The sequence below is a fragment of the Mycobacterium heidelbergense genome (assembly GCF_050205645.1).
Taxonomy (GTDB): domain Bacteria; phylum Actinomycetota; class Actinomycetes; order Mycobacteriales; family Mycobacteriaceae; genus Mycobacterium; species Mycobacterium heidelbergense_A.
The window spans coordinates 14,410-27,229 of the sequence record NZ_JBNMQT010000009.1; the positions used below are offsets into that span (position 1 = coordinate 14,410).

Annotated in this window: 9 protein-coding genes; 5 read left to right on the forward strand and 4 right to left on the reverse strand. The window is 68.5% G+C overall.

Going from position 1 to position 12,820, the window contains the following annotated elements; genetic code table 11:
- The first annotated feature begins 21 nt into the window (after positions 1-21).
- From ACQI5H_RS12100 to ACQI5H_RS12115, 4 genes are read left to right on the forward strand one after another with little or no spacing between them, the layout of a single operon-like run.
- A complete protein-coding gene (locus ACQI5H_RS12100; RefSeq protein WP_427079615.1) occupies positions 22-1,164 on the forward strand; it encodes a metallophosphoesterase family protein in 1,143 nt (380 codons plus the stop codon).
- Positions 1,161-3,779, forward strand: a complete 2,619-nt coding sequence (locus ACQI5H_RS12105; protein WP_427079616.1) for an AAA family ATPase — start codon at positions 1,161-1,163, stop codon at positions 3,777-3,779. The genes ACQI5H_RS12100 and ACQI5H_RS12105 overlap by 4 nt, the downstream gene beginning before the upstream one ends.
- A gap of 52 nt (positions 3,780-3,831) precedes the next feature.
- Entirely contained in the window at positions 3,832-5,433 is a 1,602-nt protein-coding gene (locus ACQI5H_RS12110) for a GMC family oxidoreductase (protein ID WP_427079617.1), read from the forward strand.
- 55 nt (positions 5,434-5,488) lie between these two features.
- Complete coding sequence (locus ACQI5H_RS12115) at positions 5,489-6,733, forward strand: alpha/beta hydrolase (protein WP_427079618.1); 1,245 nt, start codon at positions 5,489-5,491, stop codon at positions 6,731-6,733.
- Here the strand turns inward: ACQI5H_RS12115 and ACQI5H_RS12120 are convergent.
- The 4 genes from ACQI5H_RS12120 to ACQI5H_RS12135 are packed head-to-tail and all read right to left on the reverse strand — an operon-like array spanning position 6,720 to position 12,106.
- Positions 6,720-8,384: an ABC transporter family substrate-binding protein gene (locus tag ACQI5H_RS12120; RefSeq protein WP_427079619.1), complete on the reverse strand. Its 1,665-nt coding sequence runs from the start codon at positions 8,382-8,384 to the stop codon at positions 6,720-6,722. The two genes, ACQI5H_RS12115 and ACQI5H_RS12120, sit on opposite strands and share 14 nt — an antisense overlap.
- The gene (locus tag ACQI5H_RS12125) at positions 8,377-10,212 is read right to left on the reverse strand and encodes a dipeptide ABC transporter ATP-binding protein (protein ID WP_427079620.1); all 1,836 of its coding nucleotides are present in this window, start codon (positions 10,210-10,212) and stop codon (positions 8,377-8,379) included. The genes ACQI5H_RS12120 and ACQI5H_RS12125 overlap by 8 nt, the downstream gene beginning before the upstream one ends.
- Entirely contained in the window at positions 10,209-11,084 is an 876-nt protein-coding gene (locus tag ACQI5H_RS12130) for an ABC transporter permease (RefSeq protein ID WP_427079800.1), read from the reverse strand. The genes ACQI5H_RS12125 and ACQI5H_RS12130 overlap by 4 nt, the downstream gene beginning before the upstream one ends.
- 47 nt (positions 11,085-11,131) lie before the next feature.
- Positions 11,132-12,106 carry an ABC transporter permease gene (locus ACQI5H_RS12135; protein WP_427079621.1) on the reverse strand — a complete coding sequence of 325 codons (975 nt, stop codon included), beginning with the start codon at positions 12,104-12,106 and terminating at the stop codon, positions 11,132-11,134.
- A 211-nt stretch (positions 12,107-12,317) separates the two neighbouring features.
- On the opposite strand from ACQI5H_RS12135, the gene ACQI5H_RS12140 reads away from it, so the two are divergent.
- Positions 12,318-12,809 carry a beta-class carbonic anhydrase gene (locus tag ACQI5H_RS12140; RefSeq protein WP_427079622.1) on the forward strand — a complete coding sequence of 164 codons (492 nt, stop codon included), beginning with the start codon at positions 12,318-12,320 and terminating at the stop codon, positions 12,807-12,809.
- Positions 12,810-12,820 lie beyond the last annotated feature (11 nt).

Here is a 12,820-nt window from a genome sequence, read left to right on the forward strand (position 1 = left end):
TTCGGAAAGGGGGCCGCCGGGATGCGATTCCTGCACACCGCCGATTGGCAGCTGGGCATGACCAGGCACTTCCTTGCCGGCGACGCCCAGCCGCGGTATTCCGCGGCCCGCCGCGACGCGGTGGCCGGCCTGGGGGCGTTGGCGGCCGAGGTGGGCGCCGAATTCGTCGTGGTGGCCGGTGACGTCTTCGAGCACAATCAGCTTGCCCCGCAGGTGATCGGCCAGTCCCTGGAAGCCATGCGCGCCATAGGCATTCCGGTCTATCTGCTGCCGGGCAATCACGATCCGCTCGACGCGTCATCCGTCTACACCAGCGCGCTGTTCACCGCCGAACGCCCCGGCAACGTCGTGGTGCTCCAGGAATCCGGCATCCATCAGGTGCGGCCCGGCGTGGAGATCGTGGCCGCGCCGTGGCGGTCCAAGGCCCCGACCACCGACCTGGTCGCCGAAGTCCTCGAAGGCTTAACCCCGGCCCCGGCCACCCGCATCCTCGTCGCCCACGGCGGCGTCGACGTGCTGGACCCCGATCGAGACAAGCCCTCGCTGATTCGGCTCGCACGGCTTGACGACGCGCTGGCCCGCGGGGCGCTGCACTATGTGGCGCTGGGGGACAAGCATTCGCTCACCCAGGTCGGCGACAGCGGCCGAGTCTGGTATTCCGGATCGCCGGAAGTCACCAACTTCGACGACGTCGAATCCGACCCCGGCCATGTGCTGGTCGTCGACATCGATGAAAACCACAAGGTATCGGTAACGTCCCGGCACGTCGGCCGTTGGCGGTTCGTCACGTTGCAGCGCCAGGTCGACACCAGCCGCGACATCGCCGACCTCGACATGAACCTCGACCAGTTGACCGACAAGGACCGGACCGTGGTGCGGCTGGCGCTGACGGGTTCGCTGAACGTCACCGACCGCGCCGCGCTGGACGCCTGCCTGGACCGATACGCGCGGCTATTCGCCCACCTGCGCACCTGGGACAGCCACACGGATCTGGCCGTGATACCCGCCGACGGCGAATTCACCGACCTCGGCATCGGCGGGTTCGCCGCCGCGGCCGTCGAGGAGCTGGTGGCCACGGCGCGCGGGGGTGACGCCGAATCGGCGGTCGACGCGCAGGCGGCGCTGGCACTATTGCTGCGGCTCACCGATCGGGGCGTCGCGTGAAGCTGCATCGGTTGGTCCTGACCAACTACCGTGGCATCGCACACCGCGAGATCGAGTTTCCCGACCACGGCGTGGTCGTGGTCAGCGGCGCCAACGAGATCGGCAAGTCCTCGATGATCGAAGCGCTGGATCTGCTGCTGGAATCCAGGGACCGTTCGACGAAGAAGGAAGTCAAGCAGGTCAAGCCGACCAACAGCGACGTCGGCTCCGAGGTTACTGCCGAAATCAGCTGCGGTGCTTATCGTTTCGTCTACCACAAACGGTTCCACAAGAAGTGCGAAACGGAATTGACGGTGCTGGCGCCGCGTCGCGAACAGCTGACCGGCGACGAGGCGCACGAACGCGTTCGGGCGATGCTTGCCGAGACGGTGGACAACGACCTGTGGCACGCCCAGCGGGTGCTGCAGGCCGCGTCGACCGCCGCGGTGGACCTCTCCGGTTGCGACGCGCTGTCGCGCGCGCTCGACGTGGCGGCCGCGCAATCCGACACCGACGCGGCGCTGTCTGGCACCGAGCCGTTGCTCATCGAGCGGATCGACACCGAGTACGCGCGCTACTTCACCCCCACCGGCCGGCCCACCGGGGAGTGGGCCAACGCGATTTCCAGGCTGGCCGACGCCGAGGCCGCGGTCGCCGAATGCGTGGCGGCGGTCGCCGAGGTCGACGAGCGGGTCCGGCGCCATGCCGTTCTGACTGAGGAAGTGGCCGAGCTGTCGCAGCTGCGCCTGACCGCCGGCCCGCGGTTGGCCGCCGCGCAGGCCGCCGCCGACAAGATCGCGGAACTCACCCGCCAGGCGCGTGAAGCCAAGCTCGTCGCCGAGGCCGCGGCGGCGACCTGCGCCGCGGCGTCCGCCGCGCACAGCGGACGGTCGCGGCTGCTCACCGAAATCCAAACCCGCACCGCGGCTGTTGCCGCCGTCGAGGCCGAGGCGCAGGAAGCCGCCGATGCGGAGTCGACGGCACGCGCCGACGCCGGGGCTTCCGCGGCGGCGGCCGAGAAGGCCGACCAGGCCCTGGCGGAGCTGCAACGCCGCGTCGAATCCGCGAGGCGTGCCGTCGACCGGTTCGCCGACCTCGAGGAGGCCGACCGGTTGAGCACCCGGATGGCCAGGATCGACGAGATCCAGCGTGACCGCGATCGGGTCTGCGAAGAGCTTGCCACGGTCGTCATGACCGAGGAGCTGCTGCATCGCATCGAAAGCGCCGCGGCCGCAGTCGATCGCGGCGCCGACCAGCTGGACGCGATCTCGGCGGCGGTCGAGTTCACCGCCGCCGCCGACCTCGAGCTCGCCCTCGGCGACCAACGGATAACGTTGCCCGCGGGTCAAACCTGGTCCACCACCGCCACCGGCCCAACCGAAGTCGACATTCCCGGGGTCCTGACCGTGCGGATCACGCCCGGCGCGACCGCACTCGATGTTCAGGCCAAACATGCTGCGGCACAACAGGAGCTGGTCGCCGCGCTCGCCGCCGCGGGCGTCGCCGACCTCACGGCCGCACGAACCGCCGACCAACGGCGCCGCGAATTGCTAAGCAGCCGCGACCAGCTGAACGCAACGCTGTCCGGCCTGTGCGGCGACGAAGACGTAGACCAGCTGCGCTCGCGGCTGGCGCAATTGCGTGCCGACCAACCGGCCCAACCCGTGGACATCACCGCCGCGCGCGGTGAACTCGACGCGGCAGAGGCCGCGCGGGCGGCCACGGAGGCAGACTGCGAGACCAGTCGCCGTGCCGCGGTGGCGGCCTCGGCGCGGCTGGCCGAGACATCCACCCGCGCGACGGTTCTGATCGATAAGGCGGCAACTCAACGCGCCGAGCTCGAAAGGGCAACCAACCAGCTGGCCCAGGAGCGCGCGTCGGTGAGCGATGAGGATCTGTCGGCGTCGGCGGAGTCGACCCAGCGGGCCGCCACCACCGCGCAGCAGCAGGCCGCCCAGCTGGCCGAGGAACTGGCCGCCGCGGCACCCGACGCAGTGGCCGCGGAATTGGCCGACGCCAAACGGGCGGCGGAGTCTCTGGACGATCGCTATGAAGACATCGCCGGCGCGCTGCGCGAGATCAGCATTGAACTGTCCGTCATCGGCAGCGAGGGGCGCCACGGCAAGCTCGACGCGGCGGAGACGGAACTCGAACACGCCACCAGCGAGCACGCCCGGATCGGCCAGCGGGCCCGGGCCGCGGAGCTACTGCGGTCGGTGATGGGGCGCCACCGCGACACCACCCGCCTGCGCTATGTCGAGCCCTACCGCACGGAACTGCAGCGGCTCGGCCGTCCGGTGTTCGGCCCGACATTCGAGGTCGACATCGACAGCGATCTGTGCATCCGCAGCCGAACGCTGGACGGCGTCACGGTGCCCTACGAATCCCTGTCCGGCGGGGCCAAGGAGCAACTCGGCATCCTGGCGCGACTGGCCGGCGCGGCTCTGGTCGCCAAGGAGGACTCCGTCCCGGTAGTCGTCGACGACGCGCTGGGGTTCACCGACCCGGATCGGCTGGCCAAGATGGGGCAGGTATTCGACACCGTGGGCGCCCACGGTCAGGTGATCGTGCTGACATGCAGTCCCGACCGCTACGACGGTGTCACGGGCGCGCAGCGCATCGATCTGAACGTTTAGCACCGTCGGCAGTCGGGAGCGTCTTACACTCACCCCGAAACGGGAGTGCACCATGGACATTCAGTGTGACTACCTGGTGGTCGGTACCGGATCAGCCGGCGCGGTCGTCGCGAATCGGCTCAGCAGCGATCCGGCCACCACGGTGGTCGCGCTTGAGGCGGGGCCGCCGGACAAGAACCGCTTCATTCCGATCCCGGCCGCGTTCTCCAAGCTGTTCCGCAGCGAAATCGACTGGGATTACCTGACCGAACCGCAGCCGGAGCTCGACGGTCGCGAGATCTATTGGCCCCGAGGGAAAGTGCTCGGCGGTTCGTCGGCGATGAACGCCATGATGTGGGTGCGCGGATTCGCCGCCGACTACGACGAGTGGGCGGTGCGAGCCGGGCCGCAATGGTCCTTCGCCGACGTGCTCGGATACTTCCGTCGTATCGAGGACGTCACCGCTGCGTGGCATTTCGTCAGCGGCGACGACAGCGGGGTCACCGGGCCGCTGCAGATTTCCCGCCAACGCAGCCCGCGGCCCGCGACCGCCGCCTGGCTGGCCGCGACCCGTGAGTGCGGATTTCCCCCGGCCCAACCGAATTCGCCTCGGCCGGAAGGCTTTTGCGAAACGGTGGTCACCCAGCACCGCGGTACCCGGTTCAGCATCGCCGACGCCTACCTGAAGCCGGCCATGCGCCGCAAGAACCTCACCGTGCTCACCGGTGCCACCGCTACCCGAGTGCTGTTCGACGGACCCCGCGCGGTCGGCGTCGAATTCCGACGAGGCGGCCGGCAACACGATCAACCATGCGTCGCTCACGCCCGCCGCGAAGTGGTGCTCTGCGGCGGTGCCATCAACAGCCCCCAGCTGCTGATGCTTTCCGGTGTCGGCGATCGTGACCAACTCGCCGATCTCGGCATCGACACCGTCGCCCACTCACCCGAGGTCGGACAGAACCTGCTCGACCACCTGGTCACGCCGCTGGGCTTCGACGTCGCCGACGACAGCCTTGCCGACGCGCAAAAGCCAGGACAGTTGCTCCAGTACCTGCTGCGGCGTCGCGGCATGCTCACTTCCAATGTCGGCGAGGCCTACGGATTTGTCCGCAGCCGCCCCGAGCTGGACCTTCCCGACCTCGAGCTGATCTTTGCTCCGGCGCCCTTCTACGACGAGGGCCTGCTGGTCGAGGCACCGGGGCACGGGGTGGTGTTCGGGCCGATCCTGGTCGCCCCGGAAAGCCGCGGCCAGATCACGCTGCGCTCGGCCGATCCGCGGGACAAGCCGGTCATCGACCCGCGCTACCTGTCGGATCCCGGCGGCGTCGACCGTGCCGCGATGATGGAAGGCCTGCGGATATGCGCCCGGTTCGCCGAGGCTCCCGCCTTGAAGGACCTGCTCGGGCCCATCGCCCGGCCGCGCGGTTGCACCGAGCTGAACGAGGCCACCCTCGAGGTCGCGCTCGCCACCAACTCCCACACCCTGTATCACCCGCTCGGCACCTGCCGCATGGGCAGCGACGAATCAAGCGTGGTGGATCCGCAGTTGCGGGTCCGGGGGGTGTTCGGGCTGCGGGTGGCCGACGCGTCGGTGATGCCCAGCACCGTCCGCGGGCACACGCACGCGCCGTCGGTGCTGATCGGCGAGAAGGCGGCCGACCTGATCCGCGGCTGACGCGCGTGGTCAAAGCGGAGTGTCGGCAGAATGGGACCATGGCGGGCCGACACCGATGACGATGGACGCGAAGCGGCGCCGGGCGCACGAAAAGCTGGCGAGGTTGCCCGGCGTGCGCCGCGTGCGCCGGCCCGTCTCGCCGGGCAGCGCGGATGAGTTCGACCTGTTCTACGTGCGCACCGGCCGGCGGTCCACCCACCCGGTGGTGATCATCCCCGGCGGCCCGGGGGTGGCGTCGGTGCAGATGTACAAGGGGCTACGGCGGCGGGCCGCCGCCGCCGGTCTCGACGTGATCATGATCGAGCACCGCGGGGTGGGGATGTCGCGCCACGACGATTCGGGCGCCGACCTGCCGCCCGGCGCGCTCACCGTGAACCAGGTCGTCGACGACGTGGCCGCGGTGCTCGACGACGCCCGCGCGGATTCGGCCGTCATCTATGGCACCTCGTACGGCACCTATATCGGGTCCGGCGTCGGCGTGCGCCATCCGGGCCGGGTGCGGGCGATGGTCCTCGATTCGCCGCTGTTGTCACGCCACGACATCGTGATCGTGCGCCGCGCAATTCGCCGCCTGCTGCTCAAGGGAGACAGCCCCGAAACCGCGGCGCTGGCACCAAAGATCCGCAAGCTCGTCGACGCGGGGGTGATGACCGCATCGGCGACGCAGATCGTCGCGACGATCTACGGCCACGGCGGCGCCGGCCTGCTGGATCGTCAACTGGATCTGTTGCTAGACGGGCGAAAGATGTTGTGGTGGGCGCTATCCCGATTCACCACTCTGTCCAACCTGCCGTTCCGTTACGAGGAAGACCTGGTGAGCCGCATCGCGTTCCGCGAGCTCGACTACGCCGCCGAACCCGACGGCCTGCCGCTCGACCCGGCCGTGGCCGAGCGCGAAACCCGCACGCAGAAGGTGAGTTTCGACGACGAGCCCTACGACCTGCCGGCCGAGATGCCGAACTTCGGCTGGCCGACCGTCGTGGTTTCCGGCGGCCGCGACCTGATCACTCCGCCCACGGTGGCCGAGCGGGTCGCGTCGCTGCTGCCGAACGCCGTGCTGTTGAAACTGCCCAACATGGCCCACAGCGCGCTGGACTTTCGTGAGCCCGCGGCGCTGGCGATCGCGGGCGCGGTGTTCCGCGGCGATCTCGACGGGCTGGTTGCCCAAGCGCCGGCTCTCGACGAGATCCCCCCGCGCGCCCCAGTCCGCTTGCTGTGGAAGGCGATTGCGGCGGCCGCCATCGCGGAGAGCACGGTGCCCACCATGCCGTCAATGCGACGACGGCTCAGGTCCGCATGAAGCCGATCGCGGTGTAGTCCAGGTCGGCGAGTCCGGGCGCGCCGAAATTGGCCAGTGTGCCGCGCACCGCGACGTCGCCCGGGGACTGGGTCAGCGGGAGGCTGAAACCCTCGGCCCAGATGAGCTTGTCGAGGTCGTTGGCCAGCCCCCTGGCCTTCCCGGGATCGAGCTCTTCGAGCGTGCGCTCGATCGCGGCGTCGATCTCCGGGCTGCCGATCTTGCCGAAGTTGCTGGCCCCGTCGGACTGGTAGATCTGGGTCAGCGCGGACAGCGGGAACGCGTCGCCGAGCCAGCCGAATTGGGCCATGTCGAAAGCCCCGACGTTGATGTAGTTGGTGAAGAACCCGCTGCCGGACCGGGCGACCAGTTCGAGTTTGACCCCGATCTGGGCGAGGTCGTGCTGGGCGATCTGGGCGAACACCTTGCTGCCCTGCGCGTCGTAGAACAGATCGCGGATGACGAGCTCGCGACCGTCCTTTTCCCGGAACTGGCCGTTGAGCTTCCAGCCCAACGCGTCGAGCTCTCGTCTCGCTTCGGCGGGGTCGTATGGGACGGCGGCGCTGTTGTCCTGGTAGCCCTCCTGGCCGGCGACGTAGATGTGGTTGTCCAATGCCACCGGGTGACTGGTCAGGCCGTACTGGACGACCCTGGCGATGGTTTGGCGGTCGATGCCCTTGGCAACCGCGACCCGTAAAGCCTTGTCCTCCAGGATCGCCCCGGGGGCGCCGTTGAACGTGAAATGCGACCAACTCGGAGCGGGGGCGCGCCGGATGGAGATGCCTTTGGTCCGCTGCGCGATGGTCAGCTGGTCCAGTGTGCCGACCCCGGTCGCGTCGATCGTGTTGTTTTGCAGCGCGGGCAGCCGGGCGGCGTCGTCGAGCACCAGGAAGGTGATGGTGTTCAGGCGCGGCCGCGGTCCCCACCATTTCGGGTTGCGGGTCAACACGATCCGCTGCGTGGTCCGGTCCAGGGACGACACAATGAACGGACCGGCGGACGGACCGGGACCGCCGAGCTGCCCGTTGTTGAACGCCTCGGCCGTTGCGGTCATGCTTTCCGGTAACAGCATGCCGTTGCCGGCAAACATGCCGCGCCACTCGGCGTAAGGCTTGGCGAAGGTCATAACGGCCTGCCGGTCGTCCACCCCGCGGGTCACCGACGCGACGCGGTCGGCGCCGCCGGGTGCGGCGATCGCGAAGTTCTTGTCGGCGCCGCTGAGGGCGTGGATTTGGCTGGCGATATCGCGCCAGGTGATCGGCGTGCCGTCCGACCACACGGCCTTGGGATTGATGGTGTAGGTGACCACCTGTGGGTTGGTCCCGGTGAGCTCGACGCTGGTGAAGTAGTCGGTGTCGACGGTCGTCGAGCCGTCCGGCCCGATGATGAACGCCCGCGGCAGGGTGGCCTTCATCATCGCGGCGACCTCGGCCGAGTTGCCGTCGATGTTCAGGATGTTGAAGTTCGGCGGAAAGTCGCTGAGCGCCAGCCGCAGGTCCCCGCCGTCTTGCAGCGTGGCCGGGTCTCGCGGGTTGAGGTCGCTGGTCGTGCCGACCGACGCGACATCGCCCGTCGAGGGCGTGATGTTGATGGCCGGCGAGCACCCGGACACCACGAGCGCAACGAGGAACAGCGCCAGGAGCCGTCTAGACATAGCGCCCCGGATCGGGTTGGGGCACCGCGCCCAGTAGCCGCTGCGTGTAGTCGTGCTGTGGATTGCTGAATAGCTCGTCGCTGCCGCCCTGTTCTACGATGGCGCCGGCATACATCACTGCCACGTCGTGGGCGAGGTGTTTGACCACCGAAAGATCGTGGGAAACAAAGAGATACGACAGGCCGAACCGCTCTTGCAAGTCGAGCAGCAGGTTGATGATCCCCGCCTGGATGGAGACGTCGAGGGCGGATACCGGTTCGTCGAGGGCCAGGATCTTGGGCTGCAACGCCAGCGCCCGTGCGATACCGATGCGCTGCTTCTGCCCACCGGAGAACTCGGCGGGGTAGCGGGCCGCGTCCGCTCGGCGCAACCCCACGATGTCGAGTAGCTCGGCAACCCGCTCGTTGGTGTCGCTCCTGCCGAACCCATTGGCCCGCAATGGTTCGGCGAGCAGCTCGAAGACGGGCAACCGTGGGTCCAGCGAGGCGACGGGGTCTTGGAAGACGACCTGGATGTCGCGTCGCAGCGCCCGCCGGCTCGCCGGGCTCATGGCGGCGACATCCGCGCCGAGCACCTCGATCGATCCCGATTGCGGCGCAACGAGTTCCAGGATCTCGTGCAGCGTCGTGGACTTGCCCGAGCCGGACTCGCCGACGATGCCCAGGGTGCGGCCCTGCCGCAACTCGAAGCTGATGCGGTCGACGGCGCGGACCTCCCCGACCGCGCGGCGCAACACCACGCCTTTGGTCAGCCGGTAGGTCTTGACGAGATCACGCACCCGCACGACGACGGGTGAGTCGCCGGCGGCCGCGGCAGGGGCGGAGGTGTTGACCCCGTAGATGTCCGCGGCGCTGCGGTCGCCGACCTGATCGGTACGGATGCAGGCCGCGCGGTGATTCACGCCCACCTCGACCAATTCCGGTTCCGCGGAGCGGCATTCGTCGACGACCAGCGGGCAGCGCGGCGCGAAGGGGCAGCCGGGCTCGAGGCCGGCCAGCGACGGGGGCGCACCGGGGATGGGCACCAGCCGGGTACCCTGCGCGGCGTCCAGCCGGGGAACCGATCCCAACAGTCCCACGGTGTAGGGCATCTGCCGGCCGCGGTAGAGATCGGCCACGCCGGCGAACTCGACGATCCGTCCCGCATACATGACCAGTGCCCGGTCGGCGAACTCGGCGACCACGCCGAGGTCGTGCGTGATGATGAGCACCCCGGCGCCGGTGACGTCGCGCGCGGTCTTGAGCACCTCGAGGATCTGCGCCTGCACGGTGACATCCAGGGCGGTGGTGGGTTCGTCGCAGATCAACAGGTCGGGATCGTTGGCGATCGCGATCGCGATGACGACCCGTTGCCGCTCGCCGCCGGACAGCTCGTGCGGAAACGCCCGCGCGCGCCGCTCCGGCTGCGAAATCCCCACCAGCTCAAGCAGTTCGACCGCGCGCCGGCGGGCCGCCCTGCGGCCCACGCGAGGCTGGTGGACTTCGATCGCCTCGGCGATCTGGTCGCCGACGCTGTAGACCGGCGTCAGCGCCGACATCGGATCCTGGAACACCATGCCGACCGTCTTGCCGCGGAATCGCGACATTGCCTGGTCGCCAAGCCCCAGCAGTTCGGTGTCGTGCAATCGCACCGAACCGCGTACCCGCGCGTGCTCGGGCAGCAGCCCGACCACTGCCATCGCCGACACCGACTTACCCGATCCCGATTCGCCGACCATTGCCACGACTTCGCCGGGCTCGATGTGGTAACCGATGCCGCGCACCGCGGTGACCGGTTGGCCGCCGGTCGGAAAGCTGACGGCCAGGTCCGTCACCTCCAGGAGGCTCATCGTGCGCCACCGCCCAGCATCCCGCTGCCGGGGTCGAGTGCGTCGCGCAGGCCGTCGCCGGTCATGTTGGCGCACACCAGGATCAGCACCAAGACGCCGGCGGGAAACAAGAACACCCAGGGGAAGGTGGTCGCGGACTGGGTGCCGTTGGCGATCAGCGTGCCCAGCGACACGTCGGGCGGCTGGATGCCGAAACCGAGGAAGCTCAAGCCGGTTTCGGCGAGGATGGCCGCGGCGACGTTGAGCGCGGCATCGATGATCAGGATGGACGCCACGTTGGGCACCACATGACCGACGATGATCCGGCGGCTGGAGACTCCCATATACCGTGCGGCGCGGATGAATTCGCGTTCCCGCAGGCTCATGGTCATGCCGCGGACCATGCGCGAGCTGATCATCCAGCCGAAGCCCGCCAGCAGCAGCACCAGCAGCAGGATGCTGGACGACTTCTTGACCCGGGGCGTGAGAATGGCGATCAGGATGAAGCTGGGCACCACCAACAGCAGGTCGACCACCCACATCAGCACCCGGTCCCGCCACGCGCCGAAATAGCCGGCGATGGATCCGACGGTGGCGGCGATGCCGGTGGAGATGAACGCCACGCAGACGCCGATCAGCATCGACTTCTGCATTCCCCGAAGGATTTGCGCCAACAAGTCCTGGCCCAGCGCGTTGGTGCCCAGCCAGTGGCGGGTGCTCGGCGGCTGCAGCAGCGCGTTGAAGTCCAGGTCGTCGTAGGAGTAGGGCAGCAGTGAAGGCAGCGTGTAGCACCCGACGAACAGCAGCGCCAACAGCGTCAGCGACGCCACCGCGAGCCGGTTGCGGGCGAACCGGCGTAGCACCAGGGTGCGCCGCGAGGCGAAACCTGCCACTTCCGGAACCGAAACCCCCTGGGCCGCAGCGGTTTGCGAGCTAGATGTCATGACACCCGAACCCTCGGATCAAGCGCCGCGTAGATGACGTCGGACAGCAGGCCGGCGAGCAGCACCACCGTGCCGGAGAACAGGGTGATCGCGGCGATGATGTTGGTGTCCTGGGTCGAAATGCCCTGCACCAGCCACTCGCCCATGCCGTGCCAGCCGTAGATCTTCTCGACGAACACGGCTCCCACGACCAGCCCGGCCACCCCGTAGGCGAACAGCGTCGCGAGCGGGATCAGTGCGGTGCGCAGCCCATGTTTCAGCAGCGCGCGCCGGCGGGTGAGACCCTTGGCGCGGGCGGTGCGAATGAAATCCTGGCCGAGGACGTCGAGCATCGCGTTGCGCTGATATCGGCTGTATCCCGCGGCGGCCATCAGCGTCAGCGTCAGCGTGGGCAAGATCAAATGCCGCAACCGGTCGAGCAATTCGTGCCCGGCACCCGTCACACCGGGCGATGTCTCCCCGGTGTAGTCGAAGAGATGCACGCCGACGGCCCAATTCACCCGCAGGGCACCGAGAATCAACAGGCTGGCGATGACGAACGACGGCGTGCTCAGCACCAGCAGCGCCAGCATGGTGACGACACGGTCGCTGAGTCGGTACTGGCGGATCGCGCCCCACGCCCCCGCCGCGATGCCCAGCAAGGTGCCCGCCACCGAGCCGATCACCAGCAATCGCAGACTCACTCCGACGCGGCGCCACAGCGTGGCGGCAACGGGCTGGCCGGTGATGGTCGTGCCGAAGTCGCCGCGCACGACGTGCGAGGCCCAGTGGCCGTAGCGCAGCGGTATGGGTTTGTCCAGACCAAGCGCGTGGGCCTTGGCGTCGATGACGGCCTGCGGGGGGCGGGGATTGCGCTGCAACAGGCTGTCCAGCGGCGAGAAGGCCAGCGACGTCAGGCCGTAGGTCAGAAACGATGCCAGCGCTAGCAGCACGAGATAGTTGAGCAATCGGCGCGCCAGGAAGCGAATCATGCCCGACCGCGCCGCCCGTGCCGCATTGGGACAGGTTAACGAGCCGACGGTTGCCCGGCAGGGTGCGCGTCCCGCATCGCCGCGGATTGTCGCTCGGAGGTGGACAAAAGGGGACGCCCGCTCCCGAAATTTACCCCTGATTTTTACCCGTGAACTCCCGCTGGCCAGTTGTTACGATCCTCCGCGGCACCGACCGATCCAGGAGGCTGCTATGACGGTCACCGATGACTACCTGGCCAACAACGCACAGTACGCGGGCGGTTTCAATGGACCGCTACCCATGCCGCCGAGCAAACACGTCGCGGTCCTCGCATGCATGGACGCCCGGCTCGACGTCTACCGCATCCTGGGTCTGGGCGAAGGGGAGGCCCATGTCATCCGCAACGCCGGGGGCGTCGTCACCGACGATGCCATCCGCTCGCTGGCTATCAGCCAGCGACTGCTCGGCACGCGGGAGATCATCCTGATTCACCACACCGACTGCGGGATGCTCACGTTCACCGACGACGACTTCAAGCGCGGCATTCAGGAGGAGACCGGGGTCAAGCCGCCGTGGGCCGCCGAGGCCTTCCCGGATGCCGCGGAGGATGTCCGGCAATCGTTGCGCCGCATCGAAAACAGTCCGTTCGTGACCAAGCACGTCTCGTTGCGCGGGTTCGTTTTCGATGTCGCCACCGGCAAGCTCGAGGAAGTGACCCTCTAGCCCGAGCCGCC

Bases quoted from the DNA above. Each gene is read 5' to 3' on its own strand.
- ACQI5H_RS12120 (WP_427079619.1), bottom strand. From the start codon at position 8,384: ATGTCTAGACGGCTCCTGGCGCTGTTCCTCGTTGCGCTCGTGGTGTCC.
- ACQI5H_RS12115 (WP_427079618.1), top strand. From the start codon at position 5,489: ATGACGATGGACGCGAAGCGGCGCCGGGCGCACGAAAAGCTGGCGAGG.
- ACQI5H_RS12125 (WP_427079620.1), bottom strand. From the start codon at position 10,212: ATGAGCCTCCTGGAGGTGACGGACCTGGCCGTCAGCTTTCCGACCGGC.
- ACQI5H_RS12110 (WP_427079617.1), top strand. From the start codon at position 3,832: ATGGACATTCAGTGTGACTACCTGGTGGTCGGTACCGGATCAGCCGGC.
- ACQI5H_RS12100 (WP_427079615.1), top strand. From the start codon at position 22: ATGCGATTCCTGCACACCGCCGATTGGCAGCTGGGCATGACCAGGCAC.
- ACQI5H_RS12140 (WP_427079622.1), top strand. From the start codon at position 12,318: ATGACGGTCACCGATGACTACCTGGCCAACAACGCACAGTACGCGGGC.
- ACQI5H_RS12135 (WP_427079621.1), bottom strand. From the start codon at position 12,106: ATGATTCGCTTCCTGGCGCGCCGATTGCTCAACTATCTCGTGCTGCTA.